This is a genomic window from Pantoea sp. ICBG 828, from assembly GCF_002928355.1.
Lineage (GTDB): Bacteria > Pseudomonadota > Gammaproteobacteria > Enterobacterales > Enterobacteriaceae > Pantoea > Pantoea dispersa.
In genome coordinates this window covers 17,285-33,085 of record NZ_POWN01000003.1, presented here as the reverse complement: position 1 = coordinate 33,085, position 15,801 = coordinate 17,285, and the positions used below count along the sequence as shown (strand labels likewise).

At 58.3% G+C, this 15,801-nt stretch carries 11 protein-coding genes and 1 riboswitch; of the genes, 2 read left to right on the top strand and 9 right to left on the bottom strand.

Annotated features, from left to right (window positions below; all coding sequences use genetic code 11):
• Positions 1-53: 53 nt before the first annotated feature.
• The 6 genes from glgP to asd form a co-directional block, all read right to left on the bottom strand.
• Positions 54-2,501 carry a glycogen phosphorylase gene (gene glgP / locus C1Y43_RS07855; RefSeq protein WP_058769996.1) on the bottom strand — a complete coding sequence of 816 codons (2,448 nt, stop codon included), beginning with the start codon at positions 2,499-2,501 and terminating at the stop codon, positions 54-56.
• 21 nt (positions 2,502-2,522) lie between these two features.
• Positions 2,523-3,956, bottom strand: a complete 1,434-nt coding sequence (gene glgA, locus C1Y43_RS07850) for a glycogen synthase GlgA (RefSeq protein ID WP_058757589.1) — start codon at positions 3,954-3,956, stop codon at positions 2,523-2,525.
• A 62-nt stretch (positions 3,957-4,018) separates the two neighbouring features.
• On the bottom strand, positions 4,019-5,311 hold the full coding sequence (glgC, locus tag C1Y43_RS07845) for a glucose-1-phosphate adenylyltransferase (protein WP_058757590.1): 1,293 nt from the start codon (positions 5,309-5,311) through the stop codon (positions 4,019-4,021).
• Between the two features lie 10 nt (positions 5,312-5,321).
• Positions 5,322-7,301 carry a glycogen debranching protein GlgX gene (gene glgX, locus C1Y43_RS07840; RefSeq protein WP_104187813.1) on the bottom strand — a complete coding sequence of 660 codons (1,980 nt, stop codon included), beginning with the start codon at positions 7,299-7,301 and terminating at the stop codon, positions 5,322-5,324.
• Complete coding sequence (gene glgB / locus C1Y43_RS07835; protein ID WP_104187811.1) at positions 7,301-9,487, bottom strand: 1,4-alpha-glucan branching enzyme; 2,187 nt, start codon at positions 9,485-9,487, stop codon at positions 7,301-7,303. Before glgB ends, glgX begins: the two co-directional genes overlap by 1 nt.
• A 358-nt stretch (positions 9,488-9,845) precedes the next feature.
• Positions 9,846-10,955, bottom strand: a complete 1,110-nt coding sequence (asd, locus tag C1Y43_RS07830; protein WP_059009874.1) for an aspartate-semialdehyde dehydrogenase — start codon at positions 10,953-10,955, stop codon at positions 9,846-9,848.
• Between the two features lie 218 nt (positions 10,956-11,173).
• Between asd and C1Y43_RS07825 the strand changes: the two genes are divergently transcribed.
• Positions 11,174-11,767, top strand: coding sequence for a YhgN family NAAT transporter (locus C1Y43_RS07825; protein ID WP_031279795.1), 594 nt, complete (start codon positions 11,174-11,176; stop codon positions 11,765-11,767).
• 197 nt (positions 11,768-11,964) lie between these two features.
• Complete coding sequence (locus C1Y43_RS07820) at positions 11,965-12,288, top strand: DUF805 domain-containing protein (protein ID WP_071813607.1); 324 nt, start codon at positions 11,965-11,967, stop codon at positions 12,286-12,288.
• A gap of 298 nt (positions 12,289-12,586) precedes the next feature.
• Here the strand turns inward: C1Y43_RS07820 and panS are convergent, their stop codons facing one another.
• From panS to C1Y43_RS07805, 3 genes are all read right to left on the bottom strand, one after another.
• Positions 12,587-13,510, bottom strand: coding sequence for a ketopantoate/pantoate/pantothenate transporter PanS (gene panS, locus C1Y43_RS07815; RefSeq protein ID WP_021508027.1), 924 nt, complete (start codon positions 13,508-13,510; stop codon positions 12,587-12,589).
• Between the two features lie 262 nt (positions 13,511-13,772).
• Entirely contained in the window at positions 13,773-15,128 is a 1,356-nt protein-coding gene (lysC, locus tag C1Y43_RS07810) for a lysine-sensitive aspartokinase 3 (protein WP_104187809.1), read from the bottom strand.
• 110 nt (positions 15,129-15,238) lie between these two features.
• Positions 15,239-15,433: riboswitch (Lysine riboswitch) on the bottom strand.
• Between the two features lie 36 nt (positions 15,434-15,469).
• Entirely contained in the window at positions 15,470-15,715 is a 246-nt protein-coding gene (locus C1Y43_RS07805) for a hypothetical protein (protein ID WP_125309290.1), read from the bottom strand.
• Between the last annotated feature and the right edge of the window lie 86 nt (positions 15,716-15,801).

Sequence of the window (15,801 nt, the reverse complement as noted above, 5' to 3'; positions counted from 1 at the left end):
GCGCGTTGTTAAAAACCGCGCAATGAATTGCGCCGCTACAGAATGTGCCTCGTTTATAACCTCACCGGCGAAATATGCCAGATCTCATCCGCGTACTCCTGAATGGTACGGTCGGCGGAGAAATAGCCCATATTGGCGATGTTCAGCGCCGCACGCCGCTGCCACTCTTCCGGCTGGCGATAAAGCTTATCCACCTTATCCTGGGTATCCACGTAACTGCGGTAATCCGCCAGCAGCTGATAGTGATCGCCAAAGTTGACCAGCGCGTCGAACAGGTTACGGTAGCGCCCCGGCTCCTGCGGGCTGAAGACGCCGCTGGCGATTTGCGTCAGCGCCTGGTGCAGTTCCGCATCCTCTTCATAGTATTTACGCGGGTTATAACCCTCAGTGCGCAGCTTCTCCACCTGCGGCGTGGTGTTGCCGAAGATAAAGATATTCTCTGCGCCGACGTGCTCGCGCATCTCCACGTTGGCCCCGTCCAGCGTACCGATGGTCAGCGCGCCGTTTAGCGCAAATTTCATGTTACTGGTGCCGGAGGCTTCGGTGCCGGCGGTAGAGATCTGCTCGGAGAGATCCGCCGCCGGAATGATGATCTGCGCCAGGCTGACGCCGTAGTTAGGGATAAACACCACCTTCAGCTTGTTCTTCACCTGCGGATCGTTGTTGATCACGTTGGCGACATCGTTGATCAGGTGAATGATGTGCTTGGCGACGTAATAGGCCGACGCCGCTTTCCCGGCGAAGATATTGACGCGCGGCACCCACTCTGCGGTCGGATCGGCTTTGATGCGGTTGTAACGCGTGATGACGTGCAGCACGTTCAGCAGCTGACGTTTGTATTCGTGAATACGCTTGATCTGCACGTCGAACAGCGCCTGCGGATCCAGCACGATATCCATATTCTTCGCCACCCACTCCGCGAGGCGCTTCTTGTTGGCGAACTTGGCATCGGCGATCTGTTCAATAAACGCCGGATAGTCAATGTGCGGCACCAGCTCGCTTAGCTGAGCCAGATCGGTACGCCAGGTGCGGCCAATCGCGTCATCCAGCACTTCTGACAAGGCCGGGTTGGCCAGCGCCAGCCAGCGGCGCGGCGTCACGCCGTTGGTTTTATTGCAGAAGCGCCCCGGGAACAGACGGGCAAAATCGGCGAACAGCGACTGCACCATCAGATTAGAGTGCAACTCCGACACGCCGTTGACCTTGTGGCTAACCACCACCGCCAGCCACGCCATGCGGATGCGGCGACCATCGTTTTCGTCGATGATCGAGATGCGCGCCATCAGATCCCAGTCGTCCGGATAGTAGTCCTGAATGGTCTTCAGGAAGTAGTCATTGATTTCGAAGATGATGCTGAGGTGACGCGGCAGGATCTTGCCGATCATGTCCACCGGCCAGGTCTCCAGCGCTTCGCTCATCAGCGTATGGTTGGTATACGAGAACACCTGGCAGGTGACTTCAAAGGCGTCGTCCCAGGTAAACTTGTGCTCATCAATCAGCAGACGCATCAGCTCGGGAATCGCCAGCACCGGATGGGTATCGTTGAGGTGGATGGCAATTTTGTCGGCCAGGTTGTCCCAGGTTTCATGCATCTGCCAGTGGCGATTGAGGATATCCTGCACCGTGGCGGAGACGAGAAAATACTCCTGGCGTAGACGTAGCTCGCGCCCGGAGTAGGTCGAGTCGTCGGGATAGAGCACGCGCGACACGTTCTCCGAGTGGTTTTTATCTTCCACCGCCGCGAAGTAGTCGCCCTGATTAAACTTGCCGAGGTTGATTTCGTTACTGGCCTGCGCGCCCCACAGCCGCAGCGTGTTGGTGGCATCGGTATCGAAGCCAGGGATGATCTGATCGTAGGCCATCGCCACGATCTCTTCGGTCTCAACCCAGCGTACCCGGCTGCCTTCATGCTGCAACCGCCCGCCAAAACGCACTTTGTAACGGGTGTTAAAGCGCTGGAACTCCCACGGATTGCCGTACTCCAGCCAGTAATCCGGCGATTCACGCTGCTGGCCGTCAACAATGTTCTGTTTGAACATGCCGTAATCGTAGCGAATACCGTAGCCGCGTCCGGGCAGGCCCAGCGTGGCCAGCGAGTCGAGGAAGCAGGCCGCCAGCCGGCCAAGACCGCCGTTGCCGAGCCCGGGGTCGTTCTCTTCTTCCATCAGCTCGCTGAGGTCGAGTCCCATCTCATCCAGCGCCTGGTTGAGATCGTCATAGATGCCCATCGCCAGCAAGGCATTGCCCAGCGTACGCCCCATCAGGAACTCCATCGACAGGTAATAAACCTGGCGCACATCCTGCGACAGTTGCGCACGGCTGGAGCGCAGCCAGCGCTCCACCATGCGATCGCGTACCGCCAGCAGCGCGGCGTTAAGCCACTCATGCTTGTTGGCGATCGACGGATCTTTACCAATGGTAAACATCAGCTTATAGGCGATTGAGTGCTTGAGGGCGTCAACCGTCAGCGTGGGTGAGGCATAGGTGAAAGGTGCGTTCATATGCGGTATCCCAATCTCTCATTACAGCAAGCGTTGATAAAGATCGCGGTAGGCTTGTGCTGCCACCTGCCAACTAAAATCCATCCCCATCGCCTGGCGCTGAACATAACGCCAGAGTGAAGGACGGGACCATAAAACAAAAGCACGACGAATCGCGCGCAGCAGTGACCAGGCATTGCTGTCTTCGAAGCTGAAACCGCTGGCTACGCCGTCGGCGAGGTTTTCCAGCGAGCTGTCCTGTACGGTATCCGCCAGTCCACCGGTGCGCCTGACCAGCGGCAGCGTGCCATATTTCAGGCCGTACAACTGCGTCAGACCGCACGGTTCGAAACGGCTGGGCACCATAATGACGTCCGCACCACCGACAATGCGGTGCGAGAACGCTTCGTGATAACCAATTTGCACGCCGACGCTACCCGGATGCTCAGCGGCTGCGGCGAGGAAGCCCTGCTGCAGTTCCGCATCGCCCTGGCCCAGCAGCACCAGTTGCCCGCCCTGCGCCAGCAGTCCCGGCAGCGCTTCCAGCACCAGATCCAGCCCTTTCTGTTTGGTTAAACGGCTGATAACGCAGAACACCGGCACTTTGTCATCGACCTTCAGCCCCATGGCAATCTGCAGCTGACGTTTATTCTCCGCTTTGCTCTCCAGCGTGTCGCGGTCGTAGCGGGCGGTCAGCAACAGGTCGTGTGCCGGATCCCAGATGCCGGGATCGACGCCGTTGAGAATCCCGCTCAGCCGTCCTTCGCGCAGCCGCTGCTCCAGCAGCGCTTCCATGCCGTAGCCGAACTCCGGCCGGGTGATCTCCAGCGCATAGGTCGGGCTGACGGCAGTTATATGATCGGCATAAAACAGGCCGGCCTTTAGGTAAGAAATCTGGCCGTAGAATTCCAGCCCGTGCATTTCAAAATAGGCGCGCGGGATCTGGATTTCGTCCAGATGCCGCGCGGAAAACAGCCCCTGATACGCCAGGTTATGCACGGTAAACACCGTTTTCGCCGGACGTCCGCGTGCGGCGATATAGGCCGGAGCCAGACCGGCGTGCCAGTCGTGCGCGTGCACGATGTCCGGTTGCCAGTAAGTATCCAGCCCGCTGGCCAGCTCGGCCGCCATCCAGCCGAGCAGCGCAAAGCGCAGGTAGTTATCGACATAGGCAAACTGCGACGTATCGTGGTACGGGCTGCCGGGACGATCGTACAGTCCCGGCGCATCAATCAAATATATCCCCACGCCGTTGAAGGGCCCAAACAGCAAGCGGACCGGCCCGGCAAAGGTTTGCAGCTCCGCCACCACTTCGGTATCAGGAATCCCTTTACGCAGATCCGGAAACGCCGGAATCAGCACCCGCGTGTCCATACCTTCGGCAATTTGTGCCTGAGGCAATGCGCCGACGACATCAGCCAGTCCGCCGGTTTTTAGCAGCGGGAAAAGCTCTGAACAGACATGTAAAACCTGCATCCTGAACCCCTATTGTGTTATCGCCCGCGTTCCACGCGGCAATGTTCTTTGCCTTTCGTCACTTACTGACCCGCAGCGGCCAATTTGGCCAGCATGGCGCGCGTCACCAGTACGATGCCCTCTTCTGAACGGTAAAAACGGCGACTATCCTCATCCGGATTTTCGCCAATCACCATGCCTTCCGGAATGACGCAGGCACGGTCTATGACGCAGCGACGCAAACGGCACGATCGCCCGATAACCACATCGGGCAGCAGCACCGCCGAATCAATATTGCAAAACGAGTTAACGCGCACACGCGGGAATAGCACCGAATTCACCACCACCGAGCCGGAAATAATGCAGCCGCCGGAGACCAGCGAGTTCATGGTCATGCCGTGACTGCCGGATCGATCCTGGACAAATTTGGCCGGCGGCAGCGGCTCCATGTGGGTACGAATCGGCCATTCGTGGTCATACATATCGAGTTCGGGCGTCACCGAGGCCAGATCGAGGTTGGCGCGCCAGTAAGCTTCCAGCGTACCGACATCGCGCCAGTAAGGTTCCGCGTTTTCGTCGTTCTGTACGCACGACAGCGTGAAGGAGTGCGCGTAGGCTTCGCCGCTGGCGACGATCTTCGGCAGCAGATCTTTACCGAAATCGTGGCTCGAGTCGGCGATCTGCAAATCCTCCTCCAGCAGCTCATAGAGGTAATCGGCGTTGAACACGTAAATGCCCATGCTGGCCAGCGCTTTGCTGTCGTCGCCCGGCATGGACGGCGGCTGCGCCGGTTTCTCAACGAAATCGATTACATTGTTGTCCGCATCGACTGCCATCACGCCAAACGCGGTGGCCTCATGCAGCGGTACGGGCAGACAGGCGATGGTGCACTTGGCGCCACGATCGGCGTGGTCGAGCAGCATGCGCGAGTAATCCATTTTGTAGATGTGATCCCCGGCGAGAATCACGATGTACTGCGCGTTATAGCGGCGAATGATGTCGAGATTCTGCGTGACCGCATCGGCGGTACCGCGATACCAGTGTTCGGTCGAGGCGCGCTGCTGCGCCGGCAGCAGATCGACAAACTCATTCATCTCTTCGTTGAACAAGGACCAGCCGCGCTGAATGTGCTGCGTCAGCGTATGTGACTGATATTGAGTGATGACGCCGATGCGCCGAATCCCGGAGTTGATACAGTTGGAGAGCGCAAAGTCGATGATGCGGAACTTGCCGCCGAAGTGCACGGCAGGCTTGGCGCGTTTGGCGGTAAGATCTTTCAGGCGCGTACCGCGCCCGCCAGCAAGGATCAGGGCAACCGTCTGTGTAGGGAGCTGGCGCGCCAGCATCAGGGGGTCGTTTCTATCTAATTTCACCATGTCTGACTCCTTATGATTGCTTTAGGAACACACACACGCCGTGTGCGGGCCCGTGCCAGACAGTTGTCAGGATGGGGTTATCTTCCCCGGCGAAAGGAGGAATGGCTCGCCATTCTCCGTCTGGTAAGGCAAGGTCACTAACCGAATCCGTGGCGTTTATCGTTAGTAACCAGCGGCCGGAGAGCAGGATCTGCAGTCTGTGCATCCCCTGTTCCCACTCATCCCTTTCCAGTGGTTTGCCGCTGGCATTCAACCACTGCACGTTACCATCGCCCTCCTGCCACCAGCTGTCCTGCGTCAGCGCGGGAATATGCTGACGCAGCCGGATTAACGCGGCTGTGAAGTCGACCAGTCCAAAATCATCCTGTTGCCAGTTCAGCCAGGTGAGTGGGTTATCCTGACAGTACGCATTATTGTTGCCGTGCTGGCTGTGACCGCGTTCGTCACCGGCCAGCAGCATCGGCGTGCCCTGCGCTAGCAGCAGCGTGGTCAGCAATGCGTGCACGCTGCGCCGCCGCCGCTCGACCACATCGAAGTTGCCCTGCAGCCCTTCAAAACCATGGTTATGGCTGAAATTACTGCTGCTGCCGTCGCGATTATCTTCGCCGTTGGCCTGATTATGCTTCTGGTTATAACTCACCACGTCACGCAGCGTGAAGCCGTCGTGCGCGGTGATCAGATTAATGCTGGCGTGCGGCAGACGCGCCGCGCGCTGAAATACATCGCTGGAGCCGGCAAAGCGGCGGGCAAAATCACCGTTACTCAACTCACCGTGCAGCCAGTAGCGGCGCGCCGTATCGCGAAAGTGGTCGTTCCATTCGGCGAAGCCGGGCGGAAAGTTGCCCACCTGATAGCCGCCGGGCCCGATATCCCAGGGTTCAGCGATCAGCTTCACCTGCGACAGCACCGGACAGGCCTGCATGGCCACAAACAGCGGTGCATCCTGGCGATAATCCGGCGTGCGCCCGAGCACGCTGGCCAGATCGAAACGAAAGCCGTCAACGTGGCAGGTTTGCACCCAGTAACGCAGCGCGCCCAGCGCCCAGTCAAGCACCTGCGGATCGCTGAGGTTCAGCGTATTACCGCAGCCGGTCCAGTTGTGATATTCACCGTTATCTCCCAGCCAGTAATAGCTGGCGTTGTCGACGCCGCGCAGCGACAGCGTCGGGCCAATCTCTTCCAGCTCGGCGCTGTGGTTGAACACCACGTCCAGAATCACTTCAATGCCCGCCGCGTGCAGCGCTTTTACCGCCTGCTGAAACTCCTGCAGCGGCGTCTGGCCCGCTTCACCCGCCGTGTAATGCGGATGCAGCGCCCACAGCGCAAACGGGTTGTAGCCCCAGTAGTTGCTCAGGCCGAGCCGTTGCAGGCGCGGTTCGCTGGCAAACGCGGCTATCGGCAGCAGCTCCAGCGCGGTGATACCCAGCCGGCGCAGATAGCTCACCATAGCAGGATGCCCCAGCGCCGCATATGTCCCGCGTAGCCTTTCCGGAATTTCCGGATGCTGCTGCGTCAGGCCGCGAACGTGCGCCTCGTAAATCACCGTCTTGCCCCACGGCGTGCGCGGCGCACAATCGTCCTGCCAGTCAAAATCGTCGGCGATCACCAGCGATTTGGGGGCAACGCCAGCGCTATCGGCATTATCCTGCTGCCACTCTCCACCCAGCAGGCGCGCGTCGTCTGGCACCGCGCCGCATACCGCTTTGGCACAGGGATCGACCAGCAGTTTGGCCGGATTGAAACGATGACCGCGCTCTGGCTGCCACGGTCCATGCACGCGGTAGCCATAGCGCTGCCCCGGCTTTAGCGCCGGAACATAGCCGTGCCAGATGTCACCACTGCGCGCCGGCAGAGGGAAGCGTTGTTCACTCCCTTGTTCATCAAACAGGCACAGCTCTACCCGCTCCGCGTGGCGCGAGAACAGCGTAAAGTTAACGCCGCGCCCGTCATAATGGGCACCCGGCGGTACCGGCTGGCCCGGCTGGAGCATCAATCGCCCTCCCGCACCAGCCACAGCGTGGCGAGTGGCGGCAGCGTCAGGCTTAGCGACTGCGCGCGCCCGTGGCTGGCGATGTCATCGGTATGTACGATACCGTGATTGCGCAGATCGCTGCCGTGATAATCATGCTGGTCGGTGTTCAGCACTTCGCGCCAGCCGCCGCGCTGATTCACGCCGAAGCGATAGTTGTGACGCGGCACCGGCGTAAAGTTACTGGCGACAATCAGTTCGTTGCCCTCGCAGTCGCGGCGCACAAATACAAAGACCGAGTTTTCGTGATCGTCGACCACCAGCCACTCGAAGCCGCTGGCATCGAAATCGAGCTGATAGAGCGGCGAAAAGTGGCGATAGCTGTGGTTCAGGTCACGTACCAGACGCTGCACGCCGTGGTGCCAGTTATCCAGCCCCTCCAGCAGATGCCAGTCGAGGCTGGTGTCGTGGTTCCATTCCCGCCCCTGAGCGAATTCGTTGCCCATAAACTGCAGTTTTTTGCCGGGAAAGCCCCACATCCAGCCGTAATAGGCGCGCAGGTTGGCAAACTTCTGCCAGGTATCACCCGGCATGCGGTCAAGGATCGACTTTTTGCCGTGTACCACTTCGTCGTGCGACAGCGGCAGCACAAAGTTTTCCGTGTAGTTGTACAGCATGCCGAAGGTCATCAGCTGATGATGGTAGCGGCGATGCACCGGATCGAGCTTCATGTAGTCGAGGGTGTCGTGCATCCAGCCGAGGTTCCATTTGAACCAGAAGCCCAGGCCGCCATCTTCGGATGGCCGCGTCACGCCCGGATAATCGGTAGACTCTTCCGCCACGCTGATGCTGCCGGGTGCGGCGCGGCCCAGCGTGCGATTGGTATGGCGCAGGAAGGCGATGGCTTCGAGGTTTTCGCGGCCGCCAAACTGGTTGGGTACCCACTCCCCCTCTTTACGGCTGTAGTCGCGATAGATCATCGACGCCACCGCATCGACGCGCAGGCCATCAATGCCGAAGCGCTCCATCCAGTACAGCGCATTGCCGGAGAGATAGTTGCTGACCTCGCGCCGGCCAAAGTTGTAGATCAGCGTATTCCAGTCCTGATGGTAGCCTTCACGCGGATCGCTGTGCTCGTACAGCTCGGTACCGTCGAATTTGGCGAGGCCAAAATCGTCGCTGGGGAAATGGCCCGGCACCCAGTCGAGCAGCACGTTGAGACCTGCCTCGTGGGCAGCGGCGATAAAGTGACGAAACTCATCGCGCGTGCCGAAGCGGCGCGTCGGCGCGTACATGCCGAGCGGCTGATAGCCCCAGCTGCCGTCGAACGGATGCTCGTTGATCGGTAACAGTTCGATATGGGTAAACCCCATCTCTTTGACATAGGGCACCAGCTGTTCGGCCAGCTCTTTGTAACTCAGCCAGAAATTGTTGTCGGTGTGGCGACGCCACGAACCGAGATGCACCTCGTAAATGGAGATCGGCTGGTCAAAGCCGTTGGCGATTTTGCGCTGTGGCTGCATCTCCAGCTTCGGCGGCAGGCCGCAGATCATCGAGGCGGTCTGCGGACGCATTTGCGCCTCGAAGGCGAACGGATCGGCTTTGATGCGCATCTGACCGTGCGCATCAATGATCTCGAATTTGTACAGCTGGCCGTTAACCGCGCCGGGGACAAACAGCTCCCAGATGCCGAGTTCGCGGCGGAAACGCATCGGATGGCGGCGGCCATCCCAGAAGTTAAACTCGCCTACCACCGAAACGCGCTGCGCGTTCGGGGCCCAGACGGCGAAGCGCGTGCCGGCAACGCCATCAATGGTGGTGCCGTGCGCGCCGAGCGTTTCATACGGCCGCAGGTGCGTGCCTTCGGCCAGCAGCCAGGCATCCATCTCCGCCAGCAGCGGGCCAAAGCGGTAGGCATCGTCGATCAGGTTTTGCTGGCCGTGCCAGTTGACTGCCAGCTGGTAGCGAAACAGGTTTTTACGGCGCGGGATCACGCCGCTGAAGAAGCCGCGCGAATCAAGACATTTAAGCTGGGCGCATTTGCGGCCGGTGTTGGTTTCAATCACCCAGACTTCGGATGCATCCGGTAACAGCGCACGCACTTCGAGACCTTGTGTGGTCTGGTGCATCCCCAGTACTGAGAAGGGGTCGGCATAATTCCCGGCGAAAAGGGCATTGATCGCATGGCGATCGGGAAGCTCTGACATGACTTTCTTCCTATGATTTTTTGCGCAGGCGACCGGAGAGACAGGATTGTCGCTATAGGTGCGCTGCTTTTCATGAGCCATACATACAGCAGCAAGGAAGGACACCCTCCGTGGGAAAGATCCTGGCCGTGTACAACAACTATTCCATTCGCAAAGTAAAAACAGTTAACAACCGGCACATCACTGTTAAATCATAGCTTGGGGTTGGCAGAAGCCAGGGTGGAACGCAAAAAATTGTTATCGGGCGAGCAAAAAGGGGAAGCTGATCACTTGTCGGGCGCAATTTGGGTTAAGTTTTGCACTCCCGTGGAAAGAAAAAAGGCCGGGAAACCCCGGCCTGTCTGGATTCGCGCTGCGCTTAGTCGATCAGCAAACGCAGCATGCGACGCAGCGGTTCGGCAGCGCCCCACAGTAACTGATCGCCGACGGTGAAGGCCGACAGATACTCCGGCCCCATGTTCAGCTTACGCAGACGGCCCACCGGCGTGGTCAGCGTACCGGTCACCGCGGCAGGCGTCAGTTCACGCATGGTGATGTCGCGATCGTTCGGCACCACTTTCACCCACTCGTTGTGCGCGGCCAGCAGCTGTTCGATTTCGTTCAGCGGCACATCTTTCTTCAGCTTCAACGTGAACGCCTGACTGTGGCAGCGCAACGCGCCGACGCGCACGCACAGGCCATCGACCGGAATGGTGTGACGGGTCGAGAGAATTTTGTTGGTCTCCGCCTGGCCTTTCCACTCTTCGCGGCTCTGGCCGTTGTCCAGCTGCTTGTCGATCCACGGGATCAGGCTGCCGGCCAGCGGTACGCCGAAGTTGTCGGTCGGCAGCGTGCCGGAACGGGTAAAGTCAGTCACGCTGCGCTCGATGTCGAGAATAGCGGAGGCCGGATTTTGCAGCGAAGTCGCAACGTGATCGTGCAGCATGCCCATCTGGGTCAGCAGTTCGCGCATATGGCGCGCGCCGCCGCCGGAGGCCGCCTGATACGTCGCGACGGAGGCCCACTCGACCAGATCGTTAGCGAACAGTCCGCCCAGCGACATCAGCATCAGGCTGACGGTGCAGTTACCGCCGACAAAGGTTTTGATGCCGCTGTCGAGGCCCTGACGAATCACCTGATGGTTGACCGGATCGAGAATAATGATGGCGTCATCTTTCATGCGCAGCGTGGAGGCCGCATCAATCCAGTAGCCCTGCCAGCCGCTCTCGCGCAGCTTCGGGTAGACTTCACTGGTATAATCGCCGCCCTGGCAGGTGATGATGATATCCAGCGCCTTCAGCGCCTCAATATCAAACGCATCCTGCAGCGCACCGGTCGACTTACCGCCAAACGTCGGCGCAGCCTGACCCAGTTGCGAAGTGGAGAAGAAGACCGGATTGATCACATCGAAATCGCGTTCTTCGCTCATACGTGACATCAGCACAGAGCCGACCATGCCACGCCAACCAATAAAACCTACATTCTTCATTTTCTGTCCGTCTCTAGAACTCGGGCCGGGGCCTGGGTGGTGCGAAAAAAGACCAGCGCCAGCAATGCGCCAGTCTGCGTAATAATCAGGTTTACCTATGACCCACAACTCTACAAAATGCAGCACTTCTGGCAAGTGAATTAATTCGATTGCGCTAACTTTTTCAGCAGTACAACTTATAACGGCTGTGGCCGACCTGAAGGGATGGTTTACCTCTGATGACTGAAATGATATCCGCGACCATATTGTTGCTGTTGATTATGGACCCGCTGGGCAACCTGCCGATTTTCATGTCGGTGCTGAAGCACCTGGAGCCGAAGCGCCGCCGCGTGGTGCTGATGCGCGAGATGCTGATCGCCTTGATTCTGATGCTGCTGTTCCTGTTCGCCGGTGAACGCATCCTGGCGTTTCTTAATCTGCGCACCGAAACGGTGTCGATTTCCGGCGGCATCATTCTGTTTCTGATCGCCATTCGCATGATTTTCCCGTCCGGCGAGACCAGCACCAGCGGCCTGCCCGCCGGCGAAGAGCCGTTCCTGGTGCCGCTGGCGATCCCGCTGGTCGCCGGGCCCTCGCTGCTCGCCACCCTGATGCTGCTGTCACACCAGTATCCCAACCAGATGACGCACCTGGTCGGCGCCCTGCTGATTGCCTGGGGTGTCACGGTAGTGATTCTGCTGATGTCCGGCCTGTTCCTGCGCCTGCTGGGGGATAAAGGCGTCAACGCGCTGGAGCGATTAATGGGCCTGATCCTGATAATGCTGGCGACGCAGATGTTCCTGGACGGGATTCGGGTTTACCTGAAGCTATAGCGTTTCGCATGGTGGCGGCGCTAATTAATAATACCAGGAATGGCATGATTCAACACATGTTATTGCCTGGTATTTAATAGACAACATTCAGGTTCACAACACGCGTTATCCGTTTTATCGTAAAATCTCTACTTTACGTGTTTTTCGACGGTGAACAGCTTGCTGTCTCTCATCATTTTTGTGGTGGTTAGAATAAAATGGCGCTGACTCTCTTATTAACATCCATAAAGAATGGATTGATTAAGACATTTGATTATAGTGGCAAAGATAGCCGCTTATGCTACATCATTTTTATGATGTTCCAGATTATCTGGTTTTGTTGTTATCTCAGTGTGTTCGCTTCATCCACGAATGAAATAGCATGGATTCCTTTACTGCTTTTCGTTCTGCCATCGCTGGCTTGTGGCAGCAGAAGAATAAACGATGCGGGATATTCACGGGGAGTGTTTATTCTTTTGATCGTTGCGCCTTATTTACTATTTCCCTTTCTGGCTTTTCCTGCATCAGTAAAAAAAGAATAAATCGGGCTGGCCCGTGTAGGGGTTCCTGGTGCTTGCATATTTATATGAGGTAAGAATTAGTGCGCCAGTGGAATATTGTTGAATGACGATTTATGACGCCACGCTGTCCGTTGCGTGTTTGCGGTCGCCATGAATGGCGACCCTACAAGATTATTGCGCGTTTTGCAGAGGGCGGATTTATTGCGCCCCTGCAAGATCATTGCGCGTTTTGGTAGGGTGCGCATTTATGCGCACCGGCATCAACAGGTCGATGGTGCGTAACCGATCGTCATTGATGGCGACCGGTACGCATGCCACGTTATTTCTGCTTCTTCTCAATCGTTTTACCCGACCAGTAACCCGCCAGCAGGGAACCGGACAGGTTGTGCCACACCGAGAACAGTGCGCCGGGCAGTGCGGCCAGCGGTGAGAAGTACAGTTTGCCCAGCGTGGCCGCCAGTCCGGAGTTCTGCATACCGACTTCCAGCGCCAGCGTGCGGCAGGTGGATTCGTCAAAGCCAAACAGCTTGCCACCCCAGTAGCCGCCGAGCAGCCCAATGGCGTTGTGCAGGATCACCGCCGCGATCACCATCAGCCCTACCGAGCCGATAAAGCCCTGACTACCGGCGACCACCGCGCTAATGATCAGCAGAATACACACCATCGAAAACGCCGGCAGATACGGCTCAACGCGGCGCACCACGCTGTTCATGGAGTGGTGAATAATCAGGCCAAGCCCAATCGGGATCACCACGATTTTGACGATGCTGAGCAGCATGCCCACCACATCGACCTGAATGTGGGTATCTACGTAGAAGCGCGTCAGCAGCGGCGTCGCGAACACCCCCACCAGCGCCGAAACCGACGAGATGGTCACCGACAGCGCCACGTCGCCCTTCGCCAGATAAATCATCACGTTCGAGGCTGTCCCGCTGGCCACGCTGCCGACCAGAATCATCCCGGCGGCCAGATCCGGTGGCATCTGGAACAGTTTCGCCAGCGCCCAGGCAGCCAGCGGCATTACCAGATAGTGCAGGAACGTGCCGGCAATCACCGGCGCCGGACGCACCAGCACGCGTTTAAAATCGTCAATGTTGAGCGTCACGCCCATGCCGAACATGATCAGCATCAGCAGGTAGGTTACCCACGGCCCGATGCCGAGGAAGGTGGACGGCGAATAATAGGCTGCAACGGACAGCAGTACGGCCCAGAGCGGAAACAGGCGGGTGAGTTTGGCGAGCATGAAGAAATGTCCTTAGCGTTTTACTTAATTGGTTTTTTGCCACAGATGAAACGGCGCGCGGGGAACGACCGCAGCGACCTGCGCCGGATCATAACATTTCATTATCATAAGCGTGGCCGACGACAGAAAATGCCTATCGGCTGCTAAAGATCGCCGGGCAGACACGGGCATTCCGCTGGCATTTGTCCGAAATAGCGTCAGGCTGAACGGCAGAGATAAAAAAAGCCGGACATTGTCCGGCTTCGGGTGACTTACGCATCAATTAAGATTCGAACAGATTCTTATGCAGCGCGCGCACCACCTCTTCCGCGTCCGGCGTTGGCACCAGGAAGCACAGGTTGTAGCTGCTTGCGCCGTAGCAAATCATGCGCAGGTTAAACGGCTCCAGCGCGCCGAACACCTCTTTGCCGACGCCGCAGGCTTTCGACAGGTTGTTGCCGATGATCGCCACCAGCGCCAGATTCTCTTCCACTTCCACCCGGCACAGGGAAGAGAGCTCGGTCAGCAGCGCCTGGGTCAGCAGACTGTCGGCGGTGCTGGTCGAACCGGTGGTATCCAGCGTCAGCGCCACGCTCACTTCCGAGGTGGTAACCAGATCAACCGAAATACTGTGGCGTGCCAGGATAGCAAACACTTCGGCCAGGAAGCCGTGCGCGTGCAGCATGTTCAGGCTGTGAAGTGTCAGCAGCGTCTGTTTGCGCCGCAGCGCCAGCGCGCGGAACAGCGGCGGATTTTTAGTTTCGTTGCAGACGCGCGTGCCGCCCGCCGCCGGATCTTTGCTGGAGCCGACAAACACCGGAATATCACTGCGCACCGCCGGCAGCAGCGTCGCCGGATGCAGCACTTTCGCGCCGAAGATTGCCATCTCCGCCGCTTCTTCAAAGGTGATCTCTTCGATGCGTTTCGCCTGCGGCACCACACGCGGGTCAGTGGTGTAGATGCCCGCCACGTCGGTCCAGATATCCACACGCGTCGCCTGCAGCGCTTCGCCGAGCAGCGCAGCGGTGTAATCGCTGCCGCCACGGCCGAGCGTGGTGGTGCGACCTTTGCCTTCGCTGCCGATGAAGCCCTGCGTGATCACCAGCGCTTCTGCGGTGCGCGGCTGCAGCTGAGCCGCTGCCAGCGTTTTCAGCTCGGCTACGTCCGGCTCGGCGCGGCCGAAACGGTCGCTGGTGCGCATCACTTTGCGTACGTCAAACCACTCGGCATTCACCTGGCGCTCGCGCAGAATCTCCACGAACAGCAGGCTCGACATCAGTTCGCCGTGGCTCACCAGCTCATCGGTCAGCGCGGTCGAACGGGCTAATGCCGCCGCTTCCGCCAGCATGATGATGTTCTCCAGCATGCGATCAATCTCCTGACGGATGACGTCCGGCGACTGCAGGCGATCGATGATGGAATATTGAATGGTGCGGATTTGATCCAGCAGATAAGCGCGCTGCTCGAGTTCCTGGCCTTCAGCCAGCGAAACCAGCAGGTTAGTCACGCCCGCCGAGGCAGAGAGCACCACCAGACGGGTATTGGCATCAGACAGCACGACGTCCGCGCTGCGGTTCATGGCATCGAAATCGGCAACGCTGGTGCCGCCAAATTTTGCCACGATCAACGATTGAGACATGTAACAAAACCTCGTGTCAGGTTATCTCCTCCCATTCGCGGAAGAGAAGATCGGGTAACAGCCTTGGCACAAGAGAAGAGCAGAATTGGACAGACAAGATCAGGAGATGAGTCACCAAAAGCACTTCACCTTGCGAAACGTCCGACTGCGGACGCTTCTGGTGACAACCCAGAGGATTCAGCCCCTGCAGCCGACAGCACAACACTCCGCGTGTTGCACCACCTCGGCGTCGCACCCCCTGATGTGTTCTCGCTGGATACGGATCCTCAAACACACTGCCTGGGCGACGCGCCTCTTCTGGCTTGCACCCGGAGGTGCAAGTCGCGCGCACAAAATACTGATTAATTGTTCCGCTGTCCAGCCTTGCGGCGCCGGGAAAATTCATTTTTACACTTATGCAGCGCATTGCTAAACAAACCCGGAAGCCGCCAGCCGCCTAAAGTAGTCAGCGGTGCGAAAAAACCGGTGTTTTGCTGATGCCGCGCAGAGTAATGCGCGGCGAACCGGCCGACAATCGCCGCCGGATTTACCTGAAACGCTGCGGCTGGCGTCACAAATTTTTTCCTTTCAGTTGCAACTGTGGTCATACTGAAACGCGTGCAAGCCGTAACAAATGCTCAGCATGCCGGGCCAGACAGGATGCGCCCGGATGGAATGACGGTTCTTATATCAA

Excerpts from the sequence above, each read along its gene's own strand:
- panS (WP_021508027.1), bottom strand. The coding sequence starts at position 13,510 with ATGCTCGCCAAACTCACCCGCCTGTTTCCGCTCTGGGCCGTACTGCTG.
- lysC (WP_104187809.1), bottom strand. The coding sequence starts at position 15,128 with ATGTCTCAATCGTTGATCGTGGCAAAATTTGGCGGCACCAGCGTTGCC.
- glgP (WP_058769996.1), bottom strand. The coding sequence starts at position 2,501 with ATGAACGCACCTTTCACCTATGCCTCACCCACGCTGACGGTTGACGCC.
- asd (WP_059009874.1), bottom strand. The coding sequence starts at position 10,955 with ATGAAGAATGTAGGTTTTATTGGTTGGCGTGGCATGGTCGGCTCTGTG.
- glgC (WP_058757590.1), bottom strand. The coding sequence starts at position 5,311 with ATGGTGAAATTAGATAGAAACGACCCCCTGATGCTGGCGCGCCAGCTC.
- C1Y43_RS07805 (WP_125309290.1), bottom strand. The coding sequence starts at position 15,715 with ATGACCACAGTTGCAACTGAAAGGAAAAAATTTGTGACGCCAGCCGCA.
- glgB (WP_104187811.1), bottom strand. The coding sequence starts at position 9,487 with ATGTCAGAGCTTCCCGATCGCCATGCGATCAATGCCCTTTTCGCCGGG.
- glgA (WP_058757589.1), bottom strand. The coding sequence starts at position 3,956 with ATGCAGGTTTTACATGTCTGTTCAGAGCTTTTCCCGCTGCTAAAAACC.
- glgX (WP_104187813.1), bottom strand. The coding sequence starts at position 7,301 with ATGCTCCAGCCGGGCCAGCCGGTACCGCCGGGTGCCCATTATGACGGG.
- C1Y43_RS07820 (WP_071813607.1), top strand. The coding sequence starts at position 11,965 with ATGGCGCTGACTCTCTTATTAACATCCATAAAGAATGGATTGATTAAG.
- C1Y43_RS07825 (WP_031279795.1), top strand. The coding sequence starts at position 11,174 with ATGACTGAAATGATATCCGCGACCATATTGTTGCTGTTGATTATGGAC.